Genomic DNA, 24125 nt, shown 5'->3' on the forward strand with positions numbered 1-24125 from the left:
AATTGTAGTTGTAAATGTACAGCTAGTAGTATAAAATCTATTAGAGACAAAGACTGTTAGTACAATAGAAAACGTTCTTTGTAGGAGGTTTGAAAATGAATGAAAAAACAGTAACGGATCAATGGGTCAGAAGGGAAATTGAGAAGCTAAACATTCCTTATGAAGAGCAAACTTCTAGTAATCCAGAAATCCGAAAAGCTCTAAAAGGGGCAAGTAAGCAAAATGGTAAGGGTGTAGGTAAACCAGAATTCATCTTTTTTTCAAATGGAAGATTAATTATTATTGAAGATAAGCTTGATTCTAGTCGATTAATTAAACCAGATCAAGGTGAAATAGATTTAACTTATCCGTCTACCAATTTATATGCTGTAAATGGTGCGGTTCATTATGCGAAACATATCGTAGAAAAAACAATACTTTTTGACGAAGTGATAGCAATTGGTATTTCTGGTAATAGAGAAATACAACCAATATTTGTTTACAAAAAGGAAAATAAGATTAGTATAAAAAAACTGAACAAATTACATAACCTATCAAGTTTTGCTCCTGATAAAATAGACGAATGGTATAGAGTTAATATTTTAGGCGAATTAACAAAAGAACAAAAAGAAATAATTGAATTGCAGGCTATCGCAAGTGAAATTCATGAAGATTTAAGGAACTATGGATCACTAGAAGGAGAAAATAAAGCAACCGTTGTGTCTGCTATATTGCTGGCCTTGCAAGACGATACGCAGGATTTATCAAAATCTTTAAAAGGAAGAACGGAAATTGAAAGTAGAGATGGCGATTTAATTTTAAGCGCTATAAATCGGTACCTCCAAAGAGTTAGACCAATTAGTAATGCAGAGCGCTGGAACGAGAAAATTAGCATTTTGAAAAACAAGTTTTCTTTTATTAAGACGAATCCATATCTTAACTCTGAAAATGCTTATTTAGGATGTACACCACTAAAATATTTCTTGATAAAACTAAAAGATAAAATTTTAGATCACTTTGATAAAAATACAGAATTTGATATATTGGGTCATTTTTATGGGGAATTTGTGAAATATGGTGGAAGCGATGGAAACCCCTTAGGAATAGTACTTACCCCTAGACACATAACGTCACTAATGGCAGAATTAATTGATATACGACCAAATGATAAAGTGTTAGACCCTGCATGTGGATCCGGGGCATTTCTAATTTCTGCAATGAATCGAATGCTTAATAATGCTGTAAGTGAAGAACAAAAAAATAGTATCAAGCAAAATCAACTTTTTGGAATAGAATTACAAGAAAAGTTATTTACTGTTGCGACAACTAATATGATTCTTCGCGGAGATGGAAAAAGTAATTTACAGCTTGCAGATATGTTTACGAAGTCTGGTAAAGAGATGCAAGATAAAGGAATTAATAAAATACTTTTTAATCCGCCTTACAGTCAGGCAAAGACTAAAGAACTAAGTCATCTAAGCGAGTTGAGCTTCATAAATCATGCGTTAGATATGTTGGTTGAAGAAGGGAAATTAGCGGTTATTGTACCTCAATCAACCATGATTGGTAAAACCAAAAAAGATAAAGAGTTTAAAAAAGAAATATTAAATAAGCATACCTTAGAATATGTCATTACACTAAATAAAAATACGTTTTATGGCATAGGAGTTAATCCATGTATAGCTGTATTTACAGCTCAAATTCCTCATCCTGAACGCAAACACGTGAGATTTTTTAATTTTGAAGATGACGGTTATGTTTTAAAGAAACACCTTGGACTTACTCCAGACGGAACTCTCCCAGAGGAAAAACGAAGATACTTATTAGATAATATCAAAGGTGATATTTATGATATGCAAAATGAATTTGTCATAAAATCAACAATAACTGCTGAAGATGAATGGTTGCACAGCTATTTTTACTTTAATGATAGTATTCCTGAACCAGAGGAGTTTGCTAGAACTGTACAGGACTATTTAGCTTTTAAATTTGATCAAACGATCCACGGAAGAGGCTATTTATTTGAGGATAATGAGGATGACATCTCAAAAAAATAGATCCCACTCTACCAAGCTTAGATAAGGTAGAGTGGGGAGAATTTAATACTCATGAAATTTTTGATATTCAAAATTCTAAACCTTATCACAAAAATGATTTGACTGAAAGTCAAAAAAGAGGAATTCCATACGTGACTAGGACATCTAGAAACAATGGATTAGAATGTCTAGTTCTACCAGATGATAATTTTTTTAGCTGTCCTAAAAATGTTGTTACATTTGGTGCAGAGTCCGTTTGTTTTTTTTCACAACCATATGAATTCATTACTGGTAATAAAATGTATTATTGCATTAGAAAAAATAGCACTGACTTGTCTATTGAACAATGCCTATTCTTACAAGTAGCATTTACAAGTTCTTTAGAAGGGACCGAATACGGATATGGGATAGGCTTGACTGGAACAAGATTATCTAAACGTAAAATCTATTTACCTCTATCAGATGACAAAATACCTAACTGGAAATATATGGAACAATATATTATAAATATAATGGCTGAAATCAGAGTCCCTAAGATAATACCAGTTGGCAACAGCGAAATTAATATAACACAAAAAAAATATAAATCATTTGCGATAGGAAATTTATTTAAAATAAAAAGAGGTAATTCTGGAGCAAAGAATACGCTCAAGCCAGGAAAGACACTTTTAATAGCTGCTCGAAAAATTCAAAATGGATTTGATAGTTTTGTAGAAAAGAGGAATTCTTCAACGGTGTTTTCAAATGCAATAGCTATTAATAATAATGGTGATGGAGGAGCTGGAATCGCTCATTATCATCCTTACGAATTTGTAGCAACCCAAGATGTTACGGTGTTAATTTCAAAAAATGAAATAGGGAAATTAAGTAAATTATATATTGCGCAAGCGATTACAAATCAAAGAAAAAATATGAGTTTTGGTTTCGGAAATAAATTAAATTCTAAAAAATTAGAAAAACTTCAAATCATGCTCCCTGTCACTGATGAAGGAACACCAGATTGGCAATTCATGGAAGACTATATTCGTTCTATTCCAAATTCTCATTTAATCTAACCCACCATTCGGTGGGCTTTTTTTATGCAAAAAAACACGCTAATACTATAGCGTAATAGTTTTTGTGTTTCAGCAAATTCGTGGCAAATTCGTGGCAAAACTTTTCTAAAACAATCTGAACTAAACAAAAATAAAAAAAGTTATCTGTTGCTAGAATGGCATTAAACAACCATTTAGAAACAGATAACCTTAGTTAAACAAAAACAAAAAACGGAGAAACGGGGATTCGAACCCCGGCGCGGCATACACCGCCTAACAGATTTCGAGTCTGTCCCCTTCAGCCGGACTTGGGTATTTCTCCTTTGTGACATAGAATGCCGACAAGAAGTATTGTATAATAAAATTAGCTAAAATACCAGTGTTTTTATAAAAAGGAGGAGTATACTTGGAAAGAAAATTAGAAGAGGAAGTAAATTTGCTTGAAAATAAAAAGTTAATTATAAATATGAATATTGCTGCGATTATTATTGTACTTGTGTTAACTGTTTTGGGAATTGTTTTTTCAGGTGGTTATGTGATTTCGAATGGATTTGAGGGTATTATTTGGCTTTTTTTAGGTTATTTTGTATCACTCATCATCCATGAAGCAGTACACGGGATTTTCTTTAAAGCGTTTCAACCATCAGGAAAAGTGAAATTCGGCTTTAAAAAGGGAATGGCATATGCGACAAGTCCAGGTTCATTTTATACGAAACCACAATTCTTTATTATTTCGATTGCTCCATTTGTGGTGCTTACAGGTTTGTTTTTGCTCCTTCGTTTTCTTGGTGTGAACGAAGCAGTTGTGTATTTAATATTTGCGCTACATACATCAGGATGTGTTGGTGATTTCTACTATTGTATTTTACTACTCAACAAACCAGCTGGAATAGTTGTAGAAGATACTGAAAAAGGGATTAATTTTTATTCGGAAGGTTAAGTTTGGTAACGATTTCAACAAAGTGGTAAAATAAGGATATACTTTTAGGAAGAGGTGCTTAATTTGAAACGAATAACAATTGGTAATAGTGCTTTAACAGCTTCTGAAGTTGCGCTAGGTTGTATGCGAATGGCTGATTTGAGCAAAACGGACGCGAATAAGGTGATTAATACAGCACTTGAAAATGGAATTGATTTTTTTGATCACGCAGATATTTATGGTGGCGGTAAATCAGAAGAAGTTTTTGCAAATGCGATTGATATGAATGCGACAGTTCGTGAAAAAATGATTCTTCAATCAAAATGTGGTATTCGTCAAGGATTCTTTGATTTTTCTAAAGAGCACATCATTTCCTCTGTGGAAGGTAGCTTAAAGCGCCTGAAAACAGATTACTTAGATACATTACTACTTCATCGCCCAGATACACTTTTTGAGCCAGAGGAAGTAGCTGCAGCTTTTACAGAATTAGAAAAAAGTGGTAAAGTTCGGCATTTTGGTGTAAGTAATCAAAATCCAGGACAAATTGAATTGCTAAAAAAATATGTGGAACAAGATTTAATTGCGAACCAACTACAATTTAGCATTATGCATACGGGAATGATTGATAGCGGGTTGAATGTAAATATGACCATTAACCCATCGATTGATCGTGATGGCGGTATCTTGGAATATAGCCGTTTGAACAACATGACAATCCAAGCTTGGTCTCCATTCCAATATGGCTTTTTTGAAGGGGTATTTTTAGATAATGATAAATTCCCTGAATTAAACCGTGTTATTGATAAAATTGCAGCAGAAAAAGGTGTAACAAACTCAGCAATTGCGGTTGCTTGGATTCAACGTCATCCAGCGAAATTCCAAACAGTTGTAGGAACTATGAATCCGGGACGCATTACAGATATTGCCAAAGCTTCTGATATAACACTTAGTCGTGAGGAATGGTACGAAATTTATCGTGCGGCAGGAAATCAACTACCATAATTGAAAATGACACTTGGGCGCTTTGCCCAAGTGTTTTTTTATGAAATGGAATGATAGTGAAATTCATTATCAATTAGATAAATATATTATCAATTACGTTGAAAGTATCTTTAGCAAGTGCTATAATATTAAGTGTAATAGAACTTTTATATATTTTTAAATTATAATAATTATTGTTTAATCTGTTTTTCGCAGTTGCGAAAGCAGATTTTTGTGTTTTTTAGGGTGTTAATAATGATTATCATTTAGAGAGGGTGAGTTTAATGAGAAATTGGATGAAGCGAAATTGGCAATTTGTGACAACTGGTATTAGTGGAATATTGATTTTGCTGGGATGGATGTTTGGTTCGGAACTTGGCGACTTTTGGACAGCGGTAATTTTTCTGAGTTCCTTTATTATTGGTGGTTTTGAACAAGCCAAAGAAGGTATTAAGGCGACACTTAAAACAAAAAAATTAAATGTGGAACTATTGATGGTTTTAGCAGCTATTGGCGCTTCAATTATTGGTTACTGGTTAGAAGGAGCTATCCTTATTTTTATTTTTTCCATTAGTGGTGCTTTAGAAACTTATACGACGAACAAAAGTAAACGTGAAATCACGAAATTAATGGCTTTTCAACCAGAACGTGCTTTTCGAATACTTTCAAATGGTGATTTAGAGGAAGTGGCAGCAAAAGATTTACATTTAGAAGATATGGTGCTCGTCCGCCCTGGTGAAAGTGTACCAATAGATGGGCAAATTATTCGAGGTTCTACCACTTTAAATGAAGCGGCAATTAATGGAGAATCTGTTCCAGCAGCAAAATCAGAAGGAGCAGAGGTATTTGGTGGAACGGTTAATGTAAGTAGTACAATTTCTATAAAAGTGACACAAACGTTTGATAATACAATTTTTAGTAAAATAATTCGTTTAGTAGAAACCGCACAAAGTGAACCTTCCAAAACTGCTCGCTTTATTGAACGTTTTGAAGATACGTATGTAAAAGCAGTATTACTATTTGTGTTGATTATGCTATTTTTACCTCATTATGCGCTCGGTTGGTCATGGATGGAAACTTTTTATCGTGCGATGGTCTTATTAACAGTAGCTTCTCCCTGTGCGTTAGTAGCATCTGTAACACCAGCAACATTAGCGGCAATATCTAATGGTGCAAGACATGGAATTTTATTTAAAGGTGGCGTGCATTTGGAAAATCTACGAGGAATTAAAGCTGTTGCCTTTGATAAAACTGGGACACTTACAAATGGAACACCACAACTTACAGATCGTATATTTGCAGAAAAAGTAGACCAACAACAGATTATTAATGTAGTTACGGCAATGGAACGCCAATCTTTACATCCATTAGCAGCGGCTCTTAGTTATGCTTTAGAATCAGAAACCACTGAAAAAATCACAACTATTGAAATAACAGATGTTCCTGGATGGGGCGTAACAGCAATGTATCAAGGAAAAAACTGGAAAATTGGAAAAGCTGATTTTATTGGAAAGATACCATCAGAAAAATTTTCAAAAACGGCATTTGAAGCATTAGCAAATGAGGGGAAAACGGTTGTTTATGTGGCATGTGAAGCAGACGTGGTAGCGATGTTTGCGCTGAAAGATACTTGCCGTCCTGAAGCAGTTCGTACAATTAAGGCGCTTCAAGCTAAAGGGATTAAAACAATTATGGTAACAGGGGACAATGAACAAACAGGTGCAGCAATTCAAGCTGAACTTGGAATGGATAAAGTAATTTCTGGTTGTTTGCCGGAAACAAAGGTAGATGTGTTAAAAGGGTTATCAGAGGAGTATGGCAGTGTAGCAATGGTAGGGGATGGCATTAATGATGCTCCTGCTCTAGCCCATGCAGCAGTTGGGATTGCAATGGGAGAGGGGACAGATATAGCAATGGAAACGGCGGATGTTGTTTTAATGAAAAACGACTTAGAAAAAATTCCATACGCCTATACACTCTCGGAAAAGCTATACAGAATTACCTGGCAAAATATTTGTTTTGCGATTGCAGTTATCTTAATGTTAATTACAGCGAATGTTTTCCAATTAATTAATTTGCCGTTTGGAGTTATTGGACATGAAGGAAGTACTATTTTAGTAATTTTAAATGGATTACGTCTGCTTAAAGGTTAATTAAACAACAATCAATAGTTGACTGCTTATCTATTCCTAGTCTAAGATAGATAAGCAGTTTCTTTTTGATTAAAACAGGGTATTACAAGATAGATTGGAGATGAGAGCATGAAGAGAATTAATTGGACACAATGGATAGCACTTTTTGTTTTTGCATCAATGGGAGTTTCGGTTATTTTTACTACATATGAAGTTTTTACGGCGCCAATTAAGCAACCAGCAACTGGGCCGAGCGTAACTTTACGAGGAGACTATCTGTTTTTATTATTTGAAATATTGCTAGGAATTCTTATTTTACTATTACCATCTATTATTTCACGACGCTTTAAATTTGAAATACCAGGACTTGTTTATATTTTATTTATCGTTTTTCTATATGGTTCGATTTATCTTGGAACTGTTCAAAAATTCTATTCAAATGTGCCGCACTGGGATAAAATTTTGCATACATTTAGTGGTGCAATGCTCGGCGCCATTGGTTTCTCATTTGTGAGTTTATTAAATTCCAATAGTAAAGTTGTAATGAAGTTAAAGCCGGGTTTTATTGCAGTTTTTGCTTTTTGTTTTGCAGTGACAATGGGAGCATTTTGGGAAGTGTATGAGTATACCTTTGATGGCATAATGGATTTAAATATGCAAAGGTATAATTTATCTAATGGAACACCGCTGACTGGAAGAGCCGTCCTTCAAGACACAATGAGCGATATTATTGTCGATATTGTTGGGGCACTTATCATTGTGATTATCGGCTATTTCGCTTTAAAAAAAGGTCGACCATGGATGGAACATTTTGAATTTAAACGAAAAAATTGGAAAAAAGCACCGAAAAATAAATAATGAAATTTGATTCGTTCTTATGAGCGAATCTTTTTTTATAATTAGATGCACAAAATTGCTAACAACTTTGGGACTGGGAAACGGTTGACGGCTACTTAAAACTTTTCTAAACTGATATTAAGAGGCAAATTTTAAAGGAGTGAGGAAATGTTTTTAGACACAGGAAATTTAGAGGAAATAAAGAAAGCGCTTCAATTTTCGTTTTTTGAAGGTGTCACCACCAATCCAACTATTTTGCTAAAAGAAAAACAGCTAAGAACAATACATATTGCGCAAATTCCCGCAAAAATAGTATTCGTCCAAGCAGCGGGATTAACAGAAGAAGAAATTTGGGAAGATGTTTTACGGATTCAAAAAATGGATCCAGCTGAAGGAACTAAAATTGGTTTAAAAATACCCGCTCATGAAGCCGGCATTAAAGTGATTATGAAAGTTCGCGCTCAGTTTCCACAAGCTATTATTCTAGCAACTGCGATTTTTTCATCAGAGCAAGGATATGTTGCAGCACTTGCAGGGGCTGATTATCTAGCGCCTTACTACAATCGTATGGAGGTAAGTGGGTTAGATGCAGCCAAAACAATAGAAGAATTGCGTTATATTTTAGATTTACAAAACTTGCAAACAGTGAAAATAATGGGAGCAAGTTTTAAAAATAGTCGGCAAATTATGCAAGCCCTGGCAAGTGGAGCGGATACGGTAACAATTGGTTATGATTTGTTCTTACAAATGATGAATAAACCACTTGCTCTTGAAAGCATTAAGAAATTTAACGAGCATAACGACGCCTTACCTAAATAATAAAAAGGAAGTATCCGTGTTTTTATGGATACTTCCTTTTTTAGTTATTTATCTTCATCACGTAATGGCAAATTGTTTACATAACTATCTGAGTACTGCAAGAGTTTCCGACTAGCATCAAATTTTTTCTTTACTTCAGTGGATAATTCTATGTTAGTTCCATCGTAATTAGTTGCTGCACCAGTTTCAAAGCTTTCATCCGGTTTGTACATATATGAGTCTGTAAAGTAACTTCCTTCTGGCATTGTGTAACGTTCAGGAACATAATTATTAGGGGTGTTTAAAATATCATCACCAAACATAATTTGGTTACCAGTATTAATGCCTAGTAAATTCATCACAGTTGGCATAATGTCTACCTCACCACCAACAGTCTTGATTTCTCCGGGATTTTCCATTCCAGGATAATGTAGAAAGAAAGGAATACGGTAATCATCAGCTGGATCGGCTTTTAGCTCAGTGGAACGATTAACGTATTTTTTTTGCTCTTCAGGAAGTTGATCGGTTTTGATAATATGATGATCTCCATAAAAAACAACAACTGAATCGTCCCAAATGCCACTATCTTTCAATTTCTGAATAAAAGCACCAAGTTGTTTGTCTGCATAATGCACCGCTTCAAAATAATTACCAAGCTCCGTATCTTTTAAATCGCTAGGTAAATCAATTTCCTGCTTGTCTTCCGGAATTTCAAATGGCATATGACTACTTACACTTACTAATTGGGCATAAAATTTTTGGTTGTCTTTATACTGCTTTTCTAAAATAGGAAAGGCTTTATTATAAAGCACTTCATCACTTGGCGAAAAGCCAATAACGTCTTCATCCCCAAAGAATTTTCTATCGTAAAATTTATCAAAACCTACAGCTGGATAAAATTCATCACGATTGTAGAAACTAGCATCATTTGTATGGAATGTTTCCGTTGCATAATCATTTTTGCCTAACAAACGAGGCATTGATGGTATTATTCTGTCGCCGTATGTTTGTGTATTAGTGTAATATCCGCTTGGGAATGTGGATGTATAAACAGACCATTCAGCATCTGCTGTATTTGATTTTGAAACTGTTTGGAAAAATTTATTGGAATACATGGTTTCCTTTTCTAAGCTGTCTAATGTTGGTGTGATGGATTGGCCATTGATTTCGATATTTGTTAAATTACGTTGAAGAGATTCTAGTTGGACGATAATGAGATTTTTATCTTTGGCTACACCGAAATAATCGGGGTTTTCTACTAGTTTAACACCTTTAATATCGCGAACATTTTGTGCTGTAATATCAGCTGCTTTTACATGATCAGAACCAGTAAGAGCAGTACTAATATTAAAAGTAAAAATCCCCATTCGTTTAGCTCGTTTGGAGTCGCTAATGATATTTTGTTGCATCATATAATAAGTAAACCCACTAAGAATCAGTAAAATACTAATAAATGATACGCCATATACACGGCTAGTTATTCGGAATGAAGGGAAGGTATGGCCTTTTTTAATACTTAAATAAAGGATTATTGGAAGTAAGACAATATCAAGAATATACAACCAGTCTGTTCCGCTTAAAAGGCTTGTAGCGCTTGTTTTTACTACGCCAACTTCACCAATAAGGGAGAAACTATGATAAGTTGGGATTTCATTATAAAAACGAGCATATAAAACGCAAACGAGCATTAAAATCCCGACAAATAATGACATTCCTGCATACCAATAAATGTGCGAACGAATCGGAGCAAATAAATGTATCAGACCAAGAAGTACTACAATGAAAAGTAAGTCTATCCCGAGTGCCAAAAAATTTGGGTCTTTAAAAATTTGAAAATAGGCAAAGGTAAACTTACCAACAATTAATAAAAAATAAAATAAAATCACATGAATTCCTCTTTCTAGCATGCTTTGTGGTAAATACGCACAAATCCATTCTTTCTAATTTTAGCTTATGCAAGCGCACAGTGCAAATCATGAAAGAGTATTTAGATATATTTAGGTATTAGGTTCTATTTTATTACAGAATCTTTATTTTTTGTATCTTTCTTCACAAATCTATTGACCTTTAAAGCGTAAAAGTATACTATGTGGAAAGACTGTAAAAAGGTAGGAGAAATTATGAATTACTTATTTAGAAAAAAACCCTTAAATGATTTACTGCATAATAAAAGTGATAGTAAACATTTAAAGCAAACACTTGGACCATTTGATTTAACATTGCTCGGAGTTGGAGCGATTGTTGGGACAGGTATATTTATTTTACCAGGGACAGTAGCTGCAAAAAGTGCGGGCCCTGCCATTATCTTTTCATTTATCATTGCTGCAATTGTTTGTGCGATTGCTGCAATGTGTTATTCGGAATTTGCATCTAGTGTACCTGTTGCTGGTAGTGCTTATACGTATGGCTATGTAGTTTTTGGTGAATTGATTGGCTGGTTACTGGGGTGGGCGCTAATACTAGAATATGGACTTGCTGTAGCTTCTGTTGCAAGTGGTTGGTCCTCTTATTTAAACGCACTACTTTCAGGATTCCATCTTTCAATTCCAAAAATAGTTTCAGGTCCATTTAATCCAGCAGCAGGAACATTTATTAATTTACCTGCAATTATTATTGTAATGGTTATTGGTTTTTTACTAACATTAGGCATAAAAGAGTCAACCCGAGTTAATACAATTATGGTGGCAATTAAAGTTGGCGTAATTTTATTATTTTTAGTTGTAGGTGTATTTTATGTTAAGCCAGATAATTGGCAGCCATTTATGCCGTTTGGAATGAGCGGTGTAATGAATGGAGCGGCATTAGTATTTTTTGCCTATTTAGGTTTTGATGCCGTATCGTCAGCTGCCGAGGAAGTGAAAAATCCGCAACGAACGATGCCAATTGGAATTATTGGTTCCTTACTAATTTGTACCATTTTATATATTGCTGTATCTGCGGTTTTAACAGGAATAGTTCCTTATACAGAATTAAATGTAACCGATCCAGTAGCCTATGCTTTACAAGTAATTCATCAAGATTGGGTGGCGGGAATAGTCTCGCTTGGAGCAGTTGTTGGTATGATTACAGTAATTTTGGTGATGAGTTACGGAGCAACAAGATTAATCTATGCAATGGGACGTGACGGTTTACTCCCAAAAGTATTAGCTGAAATTAATGAAAAACATCAAACTCCAGTTAAAAATACCTGGATATTCGCAGTAATTGTAGCGATTATTAGCGGATTAGTGCCGCTTGATAAATTAGCAGAACTCGTAAATATCGGAACATTGCTTGCTTTTATGATGGTATCAATTGGAATTATCTTCTTACGTAAAAATAAATCAATTCAGCAAAGTGGGTTTAAAGTACCGTTTTATCCTGTATTACCAATTGTATCCTTCTTACTATGTGCATTTTTAATTAGTCGTTTATCCGTGCATACTTGGATTCTTTGTAGTATCTGGTTTGTTATTGGCTTAGTTGTCTATTTTAGTTATGGTAGAAAACATAGTGAATTATCAGGAAAGTAACTTACTTACTTTTCGTAAGTCGTTTTATTGGAAAAGGAATGTTTCTTGTGTTGTAATGGAGATATTACAATAAAAGGAGCGTTTTATATGGAGAAAATAAATGAGATGATGCGGCTTGGTGAAGTAGTATTGAATGTAGGTCATTTAGAGGAGATGACGGGTTTTTATCAGGAAGTTATTGGTTTAAAAGTGCTTGAACAGAATGAACAAGTAGTTCGGCTTGGCGTAAGTGGAACAAATGAGGCACTACTTGTTTTACGCAAAATAGAGAATGCGGTAGTTCCAGAAGTTCCTCGGATTGGTTTATATCACACAGCATTTCTTTTACCAACTAGAGAAAGCTTGGCAAATGTATTGGCACATTTAATTAATTCGGGCTATCCAATTGATGGGGCTGGCGATCATGCTTTTAGTGAGGCGCTCTATTTACATGATATTGAAGGGAATGGCATTGAAATTTATGCTGATCGAAATAAGCAGGATTGGATGCGTGATGCACAAGGTAATTTGCCAATGGTAACGGAGGAAGTAGATGTCGATGGTTTACTACAGATAGTTTCTGAAAAAAGATTTACTGGGATGCCAGCGGGTACTAAAATTGGTCATGTACATTTACAAGTTGCTAATGTTGATGAGGCGGAAAATTTTTATCGCAGTGCACTTGGAATGAACTTAACAACAGCCATTCCATCAGCTCGTTTTTTTGCGGCAGGGGATTATCATCATCATATTGGAACTAATATGTGGGCTGGTCAAAATATACAAAGTTTGCGAAACCAAGAAGTTGGGCTTGCTTGGTTTACGATAGTAACATCAAATAAAGAAGCCATTACCAAGCAATTAGAAGCGCAAGGGTATCAAGTAAGCCGTTTTGAACATACTATCTCTGTTATAGATTCAAATGGGATTATGATTCATTTTAAATAAAAAAAAACTGTTTAAGCGAAATGTGCGCTTAAACAGTTTTTTGATGCGATAATAAGGGAAAGGTACAGTTAGTTATTATTTTTAATGTCTTCGTTGCATCGTTTTTTTAAGAAGCCAGTTGCTTGACTGGAAAATTGTTTGGAGAATTAGGAAGATGCCAATCCCAAGATTTAAGTAAGAAAGAGCTATAGCGGCATTGTCCGGAAATGCGCTTTGTACAGCAATAAAAGTTATAAAGAAACCGCTGTTTGCACAAAATGCTATCCAAAACCAAGATAAACCACTAAGTTTACTTACTACAAAAGAAAGACCAGACACAATTGCAGCTAAAGCAAGTCCCGTTATTATCATCGACATAAATTCCATTTTTATCGCTCCTTTGTCACAAATGAATTATTATTAATAATAATGTAACATAAATGAAATATATTGTAAAGAGAGGAGACTTATAGATGATTGAATTTTTTAAAACAACGAATGAAAAAATGGAACAACTTTCCGCTATAGAAGAAGGTTGCTGGATTAAAGTAACAAATCCGTCCGAAGATGAGATTGGGCGTTTAAGTAAAGAAATGGACGTTCCGAAGCCATACATATTAGATGCACTTGATTCAGAAGAGCGCTCTAGAATAGAATTAAAACGAGCCGAACAAGATATAAGACATTCATTAGTAATTGTGGATTGCCCTTATGAATCGGAGGATGAGTTGGGCTATGCAATGTATGAAACACTCCCAATTGGTATTGTTTTAACAACAAATCATCTTGTCACCATTTCCTTACGAGACTTACCAATTTTGCAGGATATCCGTTCAATGAAGTTGGAGCTTTATGATACAACCAACCATAAGCAATTTTTGTTAAAATTATTATATGCTGTATCCTATTATTACCTCAAATATTTAAATCAAATCATTAAACAAACAAATAATTTAGAACTACAGATTAAAAAATCAATGAAAAACGAACAGTTATATGCATTTATGGCCGTTCAAAAAAGTTTGGTTTTTTTTGCAACAGCACTGCAATCCAATAAAGCAATCCTAGATAAAATGGAAGATGTAGAACATTTTATGCAACAAGAGGAGAATCATGATTTACTAAGAGATGTCATTATCGAAAATAAACAAGCAATTGCAATGACAGATACATATACTCAAATTATTAGCGGAATGTCAGATGTGTTTTCCTCGGTGATTTCTAATAATCTAAATATAGTTATGAAATTTTTAACTTCTTTTACGATTATTTTATCGCTACCTACCATTGTGGCAAGCATTTACGGGATGAATATTAAATTACCTTTTATGAATAATGAACATGCTTTTGCATTGATTTTACTATTTACGTTATTTATTACGACGGGAGTAACAGTAATTTTTTGGCGAAGAAAATACTTTTAAACATAGAAAACGGGGGAACAACTATGGAAAAACAAACATATGAAAGACTTGCATATTATACTATCAAAGAAAAAATTCTCAGTGGGAAGCTACATGTCGGACAACATATTTCAGAAGCAGGTATTGCAAAAGAACTATCTATTAGTCGGACACCTGTTAGAAAAGCAATTGCTATTTTGGTTTCAGAAGAGTTGATAGAGTATGAGCTTAATCGTGGTGCGATTGTAATTGAAAGTAGCATGAGCGCTGGTCGATTTATTGAATTACTAGAAATGGGAGAAATTCTTATCATTCAAACAATCGAAAAATGTAAAAATAAAAACTTGACCTATAAACCGGAAAAAGGCGACGCAATACTAAATGAAATGAGACAAATTGGTAAAGAAGATGATGGTGATATGTATTTAACATTACTCAGCAAATGGTTACTCCAATTTGTGTCACAATTAGCAAATATTTATGCAGAAGATATGGTTCGAAAAATGAAACGCGATTTTTTTAATAAAGCGCAAAAAGATATTAAGATGATTCCTGTCCTTTTAGAAGAAGAGACGCTAGAGTGCATTGATCAATTGTCCAATTTTATGGTGGCAAAAGAGCACGAAAAAGCAAAAGAAGTAGTGAATAAACTAATGAATTTATATATTATTCGTACTTTTAGATAGATTTTATAAATAGGGGGGCTTTTGATGCGGAAAGTATATGAAATTTTTATTTTAGACTGGCGCCGCTTATTTAAAGCGCCTTTAGCATTGTTATTAGTAATAGCATTGATTATTTTACCGTCATTATATGCATGGTTTAATATTGAAGCACTGTGGGATCCTTATTCTAATACTTCTGGAATAAAGGTAGCAGTTTCAATTGATGACGAGGGGGCAGAAGTAGATGTCCCAGGTCAAAAGCCAGAACAAATTAATGTCGGAAATCAACTGAAAGAAACACTTGAAAAAAATGATAAATTAGGTTGGACCTTTGTAAGTGAAAAGGAAGCAGAAAAAGGTGTAAAAAGCGGGAAGTACTATGCAGCAATACATATTCCAAAAGATTTTTCTGCAGATATGGTCTCAGTTGTAAGTGATAATGTTAAAAAGCCGACAATTGATTACTCTGTTAATGAAAAAATTAATGCCATCGCACCAAAAATGACAGAAAGTGGAGCGACGACCATTGTAAACCAAATTAGTTCAGAATTTGTTGGAACTGTTAGTAAAGCTGTTTTAGAAGAGTTTAATCAAGCCGGAATTGACCTCGAAAATGAGTTGCCGACAATTCGACATTTAAAAACAAAAGTATTTCAAGTACAAGATTCTTTGCCAGAAATAAAAAAAATGGGAGCAGAAGCAGTCAAAATCGAAGCCAAACTTCCAGAATTAAAAGCCAAAGCGAATCAGGTTGTAGAGTTAAATAAAAAAATTCCAGAACTTAATCAAGCAACTGAAAATGTATTATTAGTCGAGCAACAATTGCCGAAAATCGATCAACTCGGAGCGGATATTTTAGTTCTTCAGCAGAAAATCCCGGAAATAAAACAAATCGCATCCTCCGTAAAAGAGGTAGATGAAAACTTTGGAACAATTAAAAAATCAGTGAACGATGCGGTAGATGAGTCAGGAAAAGCACTTGATGTAATTAACGGAGCAATGGAAGCTATACCTACTGTCCAAAATATTGCTCAAAATAGTAATGGATACGTGAATAAAGTATCCGATTTTGCTAATGAAATCAATCATTCATTTGATACTTTAGCGCCTGCAATAAAGCAAAATCTAACTTTAATGAAGCAAATGGCAGATAATGTTTATCAAATAACGGAAGCAATCAAAAATGGCTCTATTAGTACAGATCAAGCAATGACAGAGTTAAATAAAATGGAACAAGATATAGATTCATTACAACAAATGATTACCCAACAAACAGCAACATTAGAAAGTTTAAATGAAACTTTGCCGAACAAACCATTTACTGATTTGATTACAAACCTTAAAACCATTAACTCCGATTTAACTACACAAAAAGAAACGATTACAAAAGTTCGCACACAGCTCGAAAATGGCGAACAACCATCTAAGGAACTATTGAACACACTGAATACACAAGCGAAAACTATTAGCGAGAAATTGCAACAAATTTTAAATAGCTATGATGCAGAAATTGTTCCAAAAGTTAAAACCGGTCTCAATCAAATTCAAGGTGACTTAGCAGATAGTCAAAAATTGCTTCAAAACCTACAAGCGAAAATTCCAGAAATTAGCCAGGTATTACAAGACTCTAAAAAAACACTTCAAACTGGTCAAACTTATTTAAAAGAATTCCAGTCACGCATACCAGAAATTCAAAAAACGTTAGATGAAACAACGGAAGTGATTGATACTAAACTTAATACAATAATTGCAGGTATTAACGAAGCAGCTACTTTTTATCAAAATGATTATCCAAATGTAAAAGCAAATATTAAAAAAGCGGCTGATTTTATTCGAAATGATTTGCCAGGATTGGAAAAAGAAATCGACCAAGCTTCCAATCTTATTCAAGAAAAAATGCCGGAATTTGAAAAAGCGATTACGATTGCAGCTAATTTATCCCGTGAAGAATTACCAGAATTTGAAACCGCGATTAACAAAGCTGCAAATAAGATAACCGATTTTGATAAAAATTATGATTTGCAAAATATTATTAAAATGCTCCGAAATGATGCGGATAAGGATAGTTCTTTCATAGCGAATCCTGTTAATTTAAAGGAAACTAGTTACTATCCAATTCCTAATTATGGTTCGGCGAGCTCTCCTTTTTATACTGCACTTTGTTTATGGGTTGGAGCTTTGCTACTTATCTCCTTGCTTCGAGTTGATGTAGAAGTACCAGCAGGAATATTTAGTCATTATCATCGTTATTTTGGTCGATTGCTTACTTTCCTATCAATTGGACTTATGCAAGCTTTAATCGTTACGCTAGGTAATATTTTCTTACTTGATGTTTCTATTGCTGAACCATTGCTACATGTACTCTTTAGCATGTTCATTAGTGTTGTCTTTATGACGATTGTGTATACGTTAGTGTCGTTATTCAATAATGTCGGAAAAGGAATTGCGATTATTCTCTTAGTTTTACAAATATCGGGAGCAGGCGGGAACTTTCCGATTCAAGTTTCACCACCATTTTTCCAAGCGATTTATCCTTATTTACCATTTACTTATGCGGTAAGTTTAATTCGAGAAAGTGTGGGTGGGCTTTATATGCCAACTGTTTGGATAGATATGGCTGTTCTTAGCGGTTTTGCCATTTTATTCATCGGATTTGGTGTATTGCTGAAAAAACCACTCGATAAAATTATTCCAAAACTATCCAAAAAGGCAAAACAAAGCAAGTTAATTCATTAAAAATAGTTTTATGATATAATTACGAGCAACGAGGGGGCCTACAAATGGTAGCAAACAAATATAAAACACTCGAAAAGATGGTTTATGACCGACTTTTAATAAAAATTAAAAATGGAGAATTGACTCCTAATCAACATTTGGCAGAAGAAAAGCTGGCTGCTGAATTTGGTGTAAGTCGCTCTCCGTTTCGAAAAACGATTGCAACACTTGCTGCTCAAGGGATTGTTACTTATCATGAAAATAGCGGCGCAGTCTTAAATGATGTTTTAATTGACTCTAAACGATATGTACAATTAATGGAAACGATTAGTATTTTAGTAGATGCAGCTATTGTGAAGGTGGCGCATTTTGGCTTGATTATGGATTTGGAAAAGCTCAATGAACGTCTTCAAGAGATGGAACGCTATTCCTATTTAACGGATTTAGAAAATTATTTTGATGCACATCATCGTTTTATTCTTGGTTTAATTAGTTTTGCTGATAATCCATATCAAATCACTATCGCAAAACAAATTTTCTTTCAAATTATCTCTTTTTCTGATGGAATTCATATTTTTAAATCAGTCGAGATACGTGAATGGACAAATAAAAAAAGCAGTGAAATATACGAACAACTCGTAAAGGAAGATTTAGAAACAGCAAGAAAAACAATCAAAGCCATGTTTGCTGAGTTAATAATTCAAGCATACCGATAAAAAAACTTCCACCTATCTATTAGTTAGATAAGTGGAAGTTTTTTTGGTATAAATTAAATCCATTTTGTTTTCCTATAAATTGAAAATTATAGCTGCGATACATTTGATTAAGTCTCTCATTTGTTTCAATACAATCCAAACGAACTAACGAAATATGACTCGATATAGCAAGCTTTTCGGACCAATTAATCATTTGCTTACTCAAAGAAATACCACTAAACTCTCGGGAAACCATGATGCGATGCAGATAAAAAGCAGTTTCATCAGCTAATTCTCCCCATAATTCTGAATCCCAATCGCTAGGTGTTTGGCGAATAATCATGACACCAGCAAGTAAACCTTCATATGTTTCAAAAAGAGCTACTTCACCAAGTTCAATGCGCTCTTCTATATGATGGACATCATGGCCTTCTAAAATATCATTCCACTGGCTAGAACCCGATTCTTTTAGCCAGCGAGCAGTATTTAACATCAATTCATTTATTTTTAAGCGATCATTTGGCAAAGCAAAGCGGACTAGAAAATCCAGTCCGCCAGCAGAAATGTTATTTTGGTTCATTTTCATCTTTTGGAGCTTCGGGTTCTTTGGTTGTTTCAGGTCCAAAACCTTCTGGATGAGTATCGTCAGCAAATGGATCTTCTTCGGATTTTGCGAATGGATCCACCACTTCTTCTTCCACAATCACGGTTTCGTCTGTGTAAGTTGCTTCGTTTGCTGCATATAAATCATCATAAAATACAGCTACAGAAGTGATAAAATATGGATACACATATAGCGAAATTCCTAAAGAGATTACCCAAGAAGCTAAGATAAGTACGAGACCACCAAATGTAGCTCCGGCAGCAAGTGCATTAATAATTTCAGTAGGATCAGTTGTATTATAAGAGATAGAAGCCATACCGCCAGCAATAATAATACCGCCAACAATCCCAACCGCAATTGGAATTAAATACCAAAGTAAAAAGGTAAGAGAAAGCCCAAATAGTCTACCTTTATGTCCATTCATCATATGGCGGCTTTCTGTGATTGCATCTAAAGCGGAGATATTTGGATTATCTCGTAAAATAAAGAATGTTTGTGAATAGGAATAAGCTTTAATAATACCTGGTACAATTAAAAGTAAACTCCATAAAAATGTAAAGATACAGATTAGCAAGTAAGCCAAGAAAGTACGCCCAAATTCTTTAAAACCACTAAACATGTAGGCAACATCAGGTAGTTCCTTCCTACTAATTGCTAGGTATACCCAAGAAACCCCAACGTATAAAGGTCCTGTAAGTAAAATTAACGCAATCCAACCAATAAATGGAATCCAACCTAATATGCCACTCGCAATAGTTTCAAGCAACCAAGCAAGGACAAATATTCCAATGGCAATTCCCCAGTTGCCACGAAGCGACTCTTTAGCTGTCTGTTTTACTTGTGAAATAGTCATCATAATGAAAACTCCTTTTTAAATTTATTTTAAGTATAATAGCAAAAATACCTATTACTAAAATAGCATACTTCTTAGGAGTAATACAGTATTTTGAAGTGTTTCATTTTTTTTATTAAAATAGGTGTAAGTTGCTTCTTTTTGGGGAAAAGGTTAGATGGTATGATTAATTTGGAGGTGGCGAAATGGCCAAAGAGAACTTAAGAGAACTAGAAGATCGGTTAATTGATTTACGACGAGAATATCAAGAAGTACTTAGTGAAACAAAAGATTTTGAAGACCCACAACTCCAAAATGGACCGATTAATGCTGCAGAAGTAAGATTAAGTGCATTACGTCACGAAATTTCGGAAGTGGAGAAAAAAATTAAAAAAGTAGAAGGTAGTACCAAATAGGGAAATAGCGTCCTTTTGCTAATAAGAATTAGCGAAAGGATATTTCTTTTTATGTGAATTTGGAGGAATGAATATGAAGCCAATTTTTGCAGTAGGGGATGTACACGGAGAAATTACATTATTAGATGAGCTTTTAGAGAACTGGGATGAGCAGCGTGAACGACTCTTGTTTGTTGGAGATTTAATTGATCGCGGCGAAAATCCAGCAGCAGTTCTTCGGCGAGTAAAAGAGCTAGTGGATAATTCAGAAGCGATTGTTTTAAAAGGCAATCATGAACAAATGTTACTGGATTGGTTAGAAAATCCCTCTGAGAAAATGCACTACTATTTGAGTCAAGGTGGTATGGAAACAATTCAATCCCTTATTTCTGATTCGCTTGATAAAAAAACAACACCAGAAGGACTAGCGGAAAGAATTAAATTGGAGTCTTCGGAGCTCATTGAATTTATCCAAAACTTACCTCTTTATTATGAAGAAGGGAAGTATGTTTTTGTCCATGCAGGCGTAGATTTTTCTAAAGAAGATTGGCATGATACAGAACAACGAGATTTTTACTGGATTCGAGAACCATTTTTATTTGGAGAAAATAAGACGGGGCAAGTATTTATTTTTGGACATACCCCAGTACAAAATTTACATAAAGATGGAAGCGCAGGTATCTGGGTTTCTAGCGATAAAACAAGGCTTGATATCGATGGTGGGGCTGTTTTTGGCGGCGAACTTCATGGAGTTGTTGTAGAAGAAAAAGTCATCACCAAAAGTTTTACTGTGAAAAAATAAGCGTTCAAAATGCTTCTTTCTTTTGAGAAGCATTTGAACGCTTATTTTTTTAATAATATGGTGCCATGAAAAGATAGACTAAAACTCCGGTTAAACTCACATATAACCAAATTGGCATCGTCCAACGAACAATTTTTTTATGTTTAGTGACTTGCATTGTCCAGCCCCAAACAAGTGCGAATAGCGCGAGTGGAACAACAATAGCAGCTAAGAAACTATGTGTAATTAAGATAAAGAAGTAAATCGGACGGATAATGCCAGTTCCACCAAAAGTAGATGTTTCGGCGGATAAGTAATGGAACGTTAAGTAAGATACTAAGAAGAGCAATGTGGATGTAAATGCTGCAAGAATAAACCCACGATGCATATTAATATTTTTCTTTTTTATAATCGCCCAAAGTGCAATAATTAAAAATACAAAGGTAAAACTATTAAAGATGGCATTCATTCTTGGGAAAATCGTAATATCAAAATGCACGGCTCCCTGATAGCCAATCGGTGAAAAGAAGAGTAGTAAAATCACCACAACCGCAATAAAAGAAATAATCATTATCGGCCAAAAATAGTTTTTTTCTGATGTCGGTTTTGTAAGTTTTTCTTTATTTTGTTCCATGAAAAAAATAGCCCCCTAAATAAAAAATTGCTGTACACATTCATTATACATGACGAACATATCGGATGCGAAAAATTGAACTTTTTAAGGTATAATGATGGGGAAAGGGTGTTTCTAATGGCAATAATTGCGCGAGAATTAACGAAAGCAGAAGAATCGGAAATCATTCGTTTGAAAGAAGAGGGCGAAATTATGCTCCAAACGGACGGTACTCCAGAAGAGCGTGTTCAGAAAATTGTAGATTACTTGAAAAATACCTCGCCAGATCCTGAGTTAGCAGAAGAGCAAGGTTATATGTTGGGTTCTTTATACGGTGAGGCTGCGCGAGAAAAATATGGATGGAAATGGTTATTTGTTTCCGAAAATGATTTGGAAGGTTATGCGATTACATCGAAGGAACACGGCTACACTTTTATGGTACATGATTATTTTATGCAAGTAATCGTGGGAAATAAACCAGATAATAGTAAAATGTTGTTTGAGTTAATGCCGGATATGACAGGGAACAAGAATGATTTTCGGATGATAGGGTGAAAAAGCCAGCCATAATAGCCAGCTTATCATTTATAAAAGTTAAGTGCAGCTATTTAAAAATGAATCACTCCTAAAAACAAACAATGAGGGGACAATTGTTTCCCTTTTTACGTAAAATGGTTCACAAAATGCTCACAAACGGCTCCTAACAAAACGGCAATCAGAAATAAAGCTATTTTAACAGAAAAAGGAAACGCGCCCAAAGCTACTAAAGACCCACAAATAAAGAAAGCAGGCAAGCTAAAAACCAAAACCAATAAGTTGCATCTACCAGACCAACTCAGCGAAATGTCCCGTAGAATCCGTCAAAATATCGAAGCGAGCCAAAAAGCAAGAGAAGCCTCCAATTTGAAAGAATATCTAAAAAAAGAAAGGCTGTTTTAGAAAAGATTAAGAAAGCTAGTGGAACTGATAAGCTGTTAAAAGAAGGTTTATTGGATGAGCTTTCAAAAAGTGGTGCAAAGTATAATCCAGATGATGTGGTTATGGTGACAAAGAATACTGAAAAAGATTTATTATGGTTAGAATATGGAAATAATAAAGCTGGACTGAATCATATTGAAGTTCGTCATGCAAACGATTTTTCTAAAAGAGGTATTAATAATATTTCAGAATTTATCTATGATATGCTAAAGAATAAGCCAATCAGTATTGTAGAATCTTCAAGAGGATTGAATGCGACTTACTTAGTAAATGGTAAAAAATATCTGATTGCGTATGGAAAGAATGGATTTATTGTTTCTGTATATCCAATTTAAATTTATATAGAAAGAGAAGTGAATGATTATGTTTGAAGTAACTGCTATTGATGAACGAATAATGGATAGAGATATTTATTTAAGGAATGTTGTTACTGAAAAAGAGGAAGAATGTTTTGATAACTCAATAGGTTATAGTGATGACAATAACTTTATGTTTATGAAAATTGGCTCAAAGTACGAGTGTAAATTTTTATTAATTGGTGATCAGACAAAAGAAGAAAATAAGGAAGCATGCAAATTGTTTTTTACAGAAGATGGGTTAATGAAAATTGGTAAATGCCAATTTTTAAAAGTTTATTTAGGTAACGAAGAATATTATATTCTGGCAGATAAAATATTGTTTAATAATGAAGATAGATATATTTTATTTGATTTCTTTCGAAAAGATTTATTAGAAGTGGATGGGCATATTTCCCCAATGTATATATAGTATCTAGATTTTGAAAAGAAGAATTAATTTAAATTAAATAAAAAGGCATCATATCATGAAATTGATAAATTAATTTTTGAAGTGAATGAAAGAACAAGTTGTTAAATAGGCTTGTTCTTTAGTTTAAAGCTTAAAGCAAAAAATATTTTTAAGTTTTTGATGGACTAAATGCCCCCTATCGTATCATAAAATTATAGGGTTCTTGACAAGTACACTTGGCGGTTATAGTAACATAGAAAAAGGAACAGTAAAACTTTCACACCAAAATGCAGTTATTTTAAGCGAAATTTTAATGTGCGATTTAAAATGTTTTTACGAATGAAATAGAGAAAGGGACATAAGAGATTAAGATAATATCCTTTACGACACGGTTAATACTGGCTATATGGTTGACAAGAAGTAGCACCGATTATTAGTGTGTGGATGATAAGAAAATTCCATAACATATTTAGTTTTCTTGCTCCGTGTTTTTCCTAGTGTTTCCATTTGTGAATGATATAATAAGAACAGGAGAATGGACTCCTAATAAAAGAAGAGAGGAT

23 protein-coding genes, 1 tRNA gene and 1 pseudogene are annotated in these 24125 nt (G+C 34.1%); 19 read left to right on the top strand and 6 right to left on the bottom strand.

Annotation, left to right across the window (positions count from 1 at the left end; all coding sequences use genetic code 11):
* The first annotated feature begins 95 nt into the window (after positions 1-95).
* Positions 96-2036 (top strand): HsdM family class I SAM-dependent methyltransferase, encoded by a 1941-nt coding sequence (locus HCJ45_RS04675; RefSeq protein WP_061106462.1) that lies wholly within the window; start codon positions 96-98, stop codon positions 2034-2036.
* Positions 2033-3070, top strand: a complete 1038-nt coding sequence (locus HCJ45_RS15075) for a restriction endonuclease subunit S (protein WP_223196504.1) — start codon at positions 2033-2035, stop codon at positions 3068-3070. Before HCJ45_RS04675 ends, HCJ45_RS15075 begins: the two co-directional genes overlap by 4 nt.
* 211 nt (positions 3071-3281) lie before the next feature.
* On the opposite strand, the gene HCJ45_RS04685 is transcribed toward HCJ45_RS15075, so the two are convergent.
* Positions 3282-3371, bottom strand: a tRNA-Ser gene (locus HCJ45_RS04685).
* Positions 3372-3455: 84 nt separating this feature from the next.
* Between HCJ45_RS04685 and HCJ45_RS04690 the strand changes: the two genes are divergently transcribed.
* The 5 genes from HCJ45_RS04690 to HCJ45_RS04710 all read left to right on the top strand — a co-directional run bounded on the left by HCJ45_RS04690 (position 3456) and on the right by HCJ45_RS04710 (position 8737).
* A complete protein-coding gene (locus tag HCJ45_RS04690) occupies positions 3456-3989 on the top strand; it encodes a DUF3267 domain-containing protein (protein ID WP_187124180.1) in 534 nt (177 codons plus the stop codon).
* 63 nt (positions 3990-4052) lie between these two features.
* Positions 4053-4970 (top strand): aldo/keto reductase, encoded by a 918-nt coding sequence (locus tag HCJ45_RS04695; RefSeq protein WP_185380547.1) that lies wholly within the window; start codon positions 4053-4055, stop codon positions 4968-4970.
* A gap of 263 nt (positions 4971-5233) precedes the next feature.
* Positions 5234-7102 (top strand): heavy metal translocating P-type ATPase, encoded by a 1869-nt coding sequence (locus HCJ45_RS04700; RefSeq protein ID WP_187124181.1) that lies wholly within the window; start codon positions 5234-5236, stop codon positions 7100-7102.
* 108 nt (positions 7103-7210) lie between these two features.
* A complete protein-coding gene (locus HCJ45_RS04705) occupies positions 7211-7939 on the top strand; it encodes a DUF2238 domain-containing protein (RefSeq protein ID WP_187124182.1) in 729 nt (242 codons plus the stop codon).
* Positions 7940-8086: 147 nt separating this feature from the next.
* Positions 8087-8737: a transaldolase family protein gene (locus HCJ45_RS04710; RefSeq protein WP_187124183.1), complete on the top strand. Its 651-nt coding sequence runs from the start codon at positions 8087-8089 to the stop codon at positions 8735-8737.
* A gap of 44 nt (positions 8738-8781) precedes the next feature.
* Here the strand turns inward: HCJ45_RS04710 and HCJ45_RS04715 are convergent, their stop codons facing one another.
* Positions 8782-10602, bottom strand: a complete 1821-nt coding sequence (locus tag HCJ45_RS04715; RefSeq protein WP_187124184.1) for a sulfatase-like hydrolase/transferase — start codon at positions 10600-10602, stop codon at positions 8782-8784.
* Between the two features lie 234 nt (positions 10603-10836).
* Between HCJ45_RS04715 and bcaP the strand changes: the two genes are divergently transcribed.
* On the top strand, positions 10837-12228 hold the full coding sequence (gene bcaP, locus HCJ45_RS04720) for a branched-chain amino acid transporter BcaP (protein WP_187124185.1): 1392 nt from the start codon (positions 10837-10839) through the stop codon (positions 12226-12228).
* A gap of 87 nt (positions 12229-12315) precedes the next feature.
* Entirely contained in the window at positions 12316-13155 is an 840-nt protein-coding gene (locus tag HCJ45_RS04725) for a VOC family protein (protein WP_187124186.1), read from the top strand.
* An 81-nt stretch (positions 13156-13236) separates the two neighbouring features.
* Here the strand turns inward: HCJ45_RS04725 and HCJ45_RS04730 are convergent, their stop codons facing one another.
* Positions 13237-13521, bottom strand: coding sequence for a hypothetical protein (locus HCJ45_RS04730; protein ID WP_187124187.1), 285 nt, complete (start codon positions 13519-13521; stop codon positions 13237-13239).
* A gap of 86 nt (positions 13522-13607) precedes the next feature.
* Between HCJ45_RS04730 and HCJ45_RS04735 the strand changes: the two genes are divergently transcribed.
* The 4 genes from HCJ45_RS04735 to HCJ45_RS04750 are packed head-to-tail and all read left to right on the top strand — an operon-like array spanning position 13608 to position 18633.
* Positions 13608-14558: a magnesium transporter CorA family protein gene (locus HCJ45_RS04735; protein ID WP_185397510.1), complete on the top strand. Its 951-nt coding sequence runs from the start codon at positions 13608-13610 to the stop codon at positions 14556-14558.
* A 23-nt stretch (positions 14559-14581) separates the two neighbouring features.
* Entirely contained in the window at positions 14582-15223 is a 642-nt protein-coding gene (locus HCJ45_RS04740) for a GntR family transcriptional regulator (protein ID WP_187124188.1), read from the top strand.
* Between the two features lie 24 nt (positions 15224-15247).
* Positions 15248-17938, top strand: coding sequence for a YhgE/Pip domain-containing protein (locus HCJ45_RS04745; RefSeq protein WP_187124189.1), 2691 nt, complete (start codon positions 15248-15250; stop codon positions 17936-17938).
* A 44-nt stretch (positions 17939-17982) separates the two neighbouring features.
* The gene (locus HCJ45_RS04750; protein WP_187124190.1) at positions 17983-18633 is read left to right on the top strand and encodes a GntR family transcriptional regulator; all 651 of its coding nucleotides are present in this window, start codon (positions 17983-17985) and stop codon (positions 18631-18633) included.
* A gap of 19 nt (positions 18634-18652) precedes the next feature.
* Here HCJ45_RS04750 and HCJ45_RS04755 read toward each other — a convergent pair whose 3' ends face one another.
* Positions 18653-19192: a GNAT family N-acetyltransferase gene (locus tag HCJ45_RS04755; protein WP_187124210.1), complete on the bottom strand. Its 540-nt coding sequence runs from the start codon at positions 19190-19192 to the stop codon at positions 18653-18655.
* On the bottom strand, positions 19179-20069 hold the full coding sequence (locus HCJ45_RS04760) for a DUF975 family protein (protein ID WP_187124209.1): 891 nt from the start codon (positions 20067-20069) through the stop codon (positions 19179-19181). The genes HCJ45_RS04755 and HCJ45_RS04760 overlap by 14 nt, the downstream gene beginning before the upstream one ends.
* A gap of 185 nt (positions 20070-20254) precedes the next feature.
* On the opposite strand from HCJ45_RS04760, the gene HCJ45_RS04765 reads away from it, so the two are divergent.
* Complete coding sequence (locus HCJ45_RS04765; RefSeq protein WP_187124191.1) at positions 20255-20464, top strand: Lmo0654 family protein; 210 nt, start codon at positions 20255-20257, stop codon at positions 20462-20464.
* A 73-nt stretch (positions 20465-20537) separates the two neighbouring features.
* A complete protein-coding gene (locus tag HCJ45_RS04770) occupies positions 20538-21245 on the top strand; it encodes a metallophosphoesterase (protein ID WP_187124192.1) in 708 nt (235 codons plus the stop codon).
* A 49-nt stretch (positions 21246-21294) separates the two neighbouring features.
* Here the strand turns inward: HCJ45_RS04770 and HCJ45_RS04775 are convergent, their stop codons facing one another.
* Positions 21295-21858, bottom strand: coding sequence for a DUF420 domain-containing protein (locus HCJ45_RS04775; protein WP_185344892.1), 564 nt, complete (start codon positions 21856-21858; stop codon positions 21295-21297).
* 117 nt (positions 21859-21975) lie between these two features.
* Here HCJ45_RS04775 and HCJ45_RS04780 point away from each other — a divergent pair, with 117 nt between their 5' ends.
* From HCJ45_RS04780 to HCJ45_RS04795, 4 genes and pseudogenes are all read left to right on the top strand, one after another.
* Entirely contained in the window at positions 21976-22392 is a 417-nt protein-coding gene (locus tag HCJ45_RS04780; RefSeq protein ID WP_187124193.1) for a hypothetical protein, read from the top strand.
* 434 nt (positions 22393-22826) lie between these two features.
* A complete protein-coding gene (locus tag HCJ45_RS04785) occupies positions 22827-23150 on the top strand; it encodes a hypothetical protein (protein WP_187124194.1) in 324 nt (107 codons plus the stop codon).
* Positions 23151-23178: 28 nt separating this feature from the next.
* On the top strand, positions 23179-23583 hold the full coding sequence (locus HCJ45_RS04790; RefSeq protein ID WP_187124195.1) for a hypothetical protein: 405 nt from the start codon (positions 23179-23181) through the stop codon (positions 23581-23583).
* A gap of 220 nt (positions 23584-23803) precedes the next feature.
* Positions 23804-23905, top strand: a pseudogene (locus tag HCJ45_RS04795) (helix-turn-helix domain-containing protein); the annotation flags it as partial.
* Positions 23906-24125 lie beyond the last annotated feature (220 nt).

The organism is Listeria immobilis, from assembly GCF_014322845.1.
Taxonomy (GTDB): Bacteria; Bacillota; Bacilli; order Lactobacillales; family Listeriaceae; genus Listeria; species Listeria immobilis.

What these genes read in the sequence shown, in the direction of transcription:
- HCJ45_RS04675 (WP_061106462.1), top strand. Translation starts at nt 96, where the DNA reads ATGAATGAAAAAACAGTAACGGATCAATGGGTCAGAAGGGAAATTGAG.
- HCJ45_RS04700 (WP_187124181.1), top strand. Translation starts at nt 5,234, where the DNA reads ATGAGAAATTGGATGAAGCGAAATTGGCAATTTGTGACAACTGGTATT.
- HCJ45_RS04705 (WP_187124182.1), top strand. Translation starts at nt 7,211, where the DNA reads ATGAAGAGAATTAATTGGACACAATGGATAGCACTTTTTGTTTTTGCA.
- HCJ45_RS04710 (WP_187124183.1), top strand. Translation starts at nt 8,087, where the DNA reads ATGTTTTTAGACACAGGAAATTTAGAGGAAATAAAGAAAGCGCTTCAA.
- bcaP (WP_187124185.1), top strand. Translation starts at nt 10,837, where the DNA reads ATGAATTACTTATTTAGAAAAAAACCCTTAAATGATTTACTGCATAAT.
- HCJ45_RS04725 (WP_187124186.1), top strand. Translation starts at nt 12,316, where the DNA reads ATGGAGAAAATAAATGAGATGATGCGGCTTGGTGAAGTAGTATTGAAT.
- HCJ45_RS04730 (WP_187124187.1), bottom strand. Translation starts at nt 13,521, where the DNA reads ATGGAATTTATGTCGATGATAATAACGGGACTTGCTTTAGCTGCAATT.
- HCJ45_RS04735 (WP_185397510.1), top strand. Translation starts at nt 13,608, where the DNA reads ATGATTGAATTTTTTAAAACAACGAATGAAAAAATGGAACAACTTTCC.
- HCJ45_RS04740 (WP_187124188.1), top strand. Translation starts at nt 14,582, where the DNA reads ATGGAAAAACAAACATATGAAAGACTTGCATATTATACTATCAAAGAA.
- HCJ45_RS04745 (WP_187124189.1), top strand. Translation starts at nt 15,248, where the DNA reads ATGCGGAAAGTATATGAAATTTTTATTTTAGACTGGCGCCGCTTATTT.
- HCJ45_RS04750 (WP_187124190.1), top strand. Translation starts at nt 17,983, where the DNA reads ATGGTAGCAAACAAATATAAAACACTCGAAAAGATGGTTTATGACCGA.
- HCJ45_RS04755 (WP_187124210.1), bottom strand. Translation starts at nt 19,192, where the DNA reads ATGAACCAAAATAACATTTCTGCTGGCGGACTGGATTTTCTAGTCCGC.
- HCJ45_RS04760 (WP_187124209.1), bottom strand. Translation starts at nt 20,069, where the DNA reads ATGACTATTTCACAAGTAAAACAGACAGCTAAAGAGTCGCTTCGTGGC.
- HCJ45_RS04765 (WP_187124191.1), top strand. Translation starts at nt 20,255, where the DNA reads ATGGCCAAAGAGAACTTAAGAGAACTAGAAGATCGGTTAATTGATTTA.
- HCJ45_RS04770 (WP_187124192.1), top strand. Translation starts at nt 20,538, where the DNA reads ATGAAGCCAATTTTTGCAGTAGGGGATGTACACGGAGAAATTACATTA.
- HCJ45_RS04775 (WP_185344892.1), bottom strand. Translation starts at nt 21,858, where the DNA reads ATGGAACAAAATAAAGAAAAACTTACAAAACCGACATCAGAAAAAAAC.
- HCJ45_RS04780 (WP_187124193.1), top strand. Translation starts at nt 21,976, where the DNA reads ATGGCAATAATTGCGCGAGAATTAACGAAAGCAGAAGAATCGGAAATC.
- HCJ45_RS04790 (WP_187124195.1), top strand. Translation starts at nt 23,179, where the DNA reads ATGTTTGAAGTAACTGCTATTGATGAACGAATAATGGATAGAGATATT.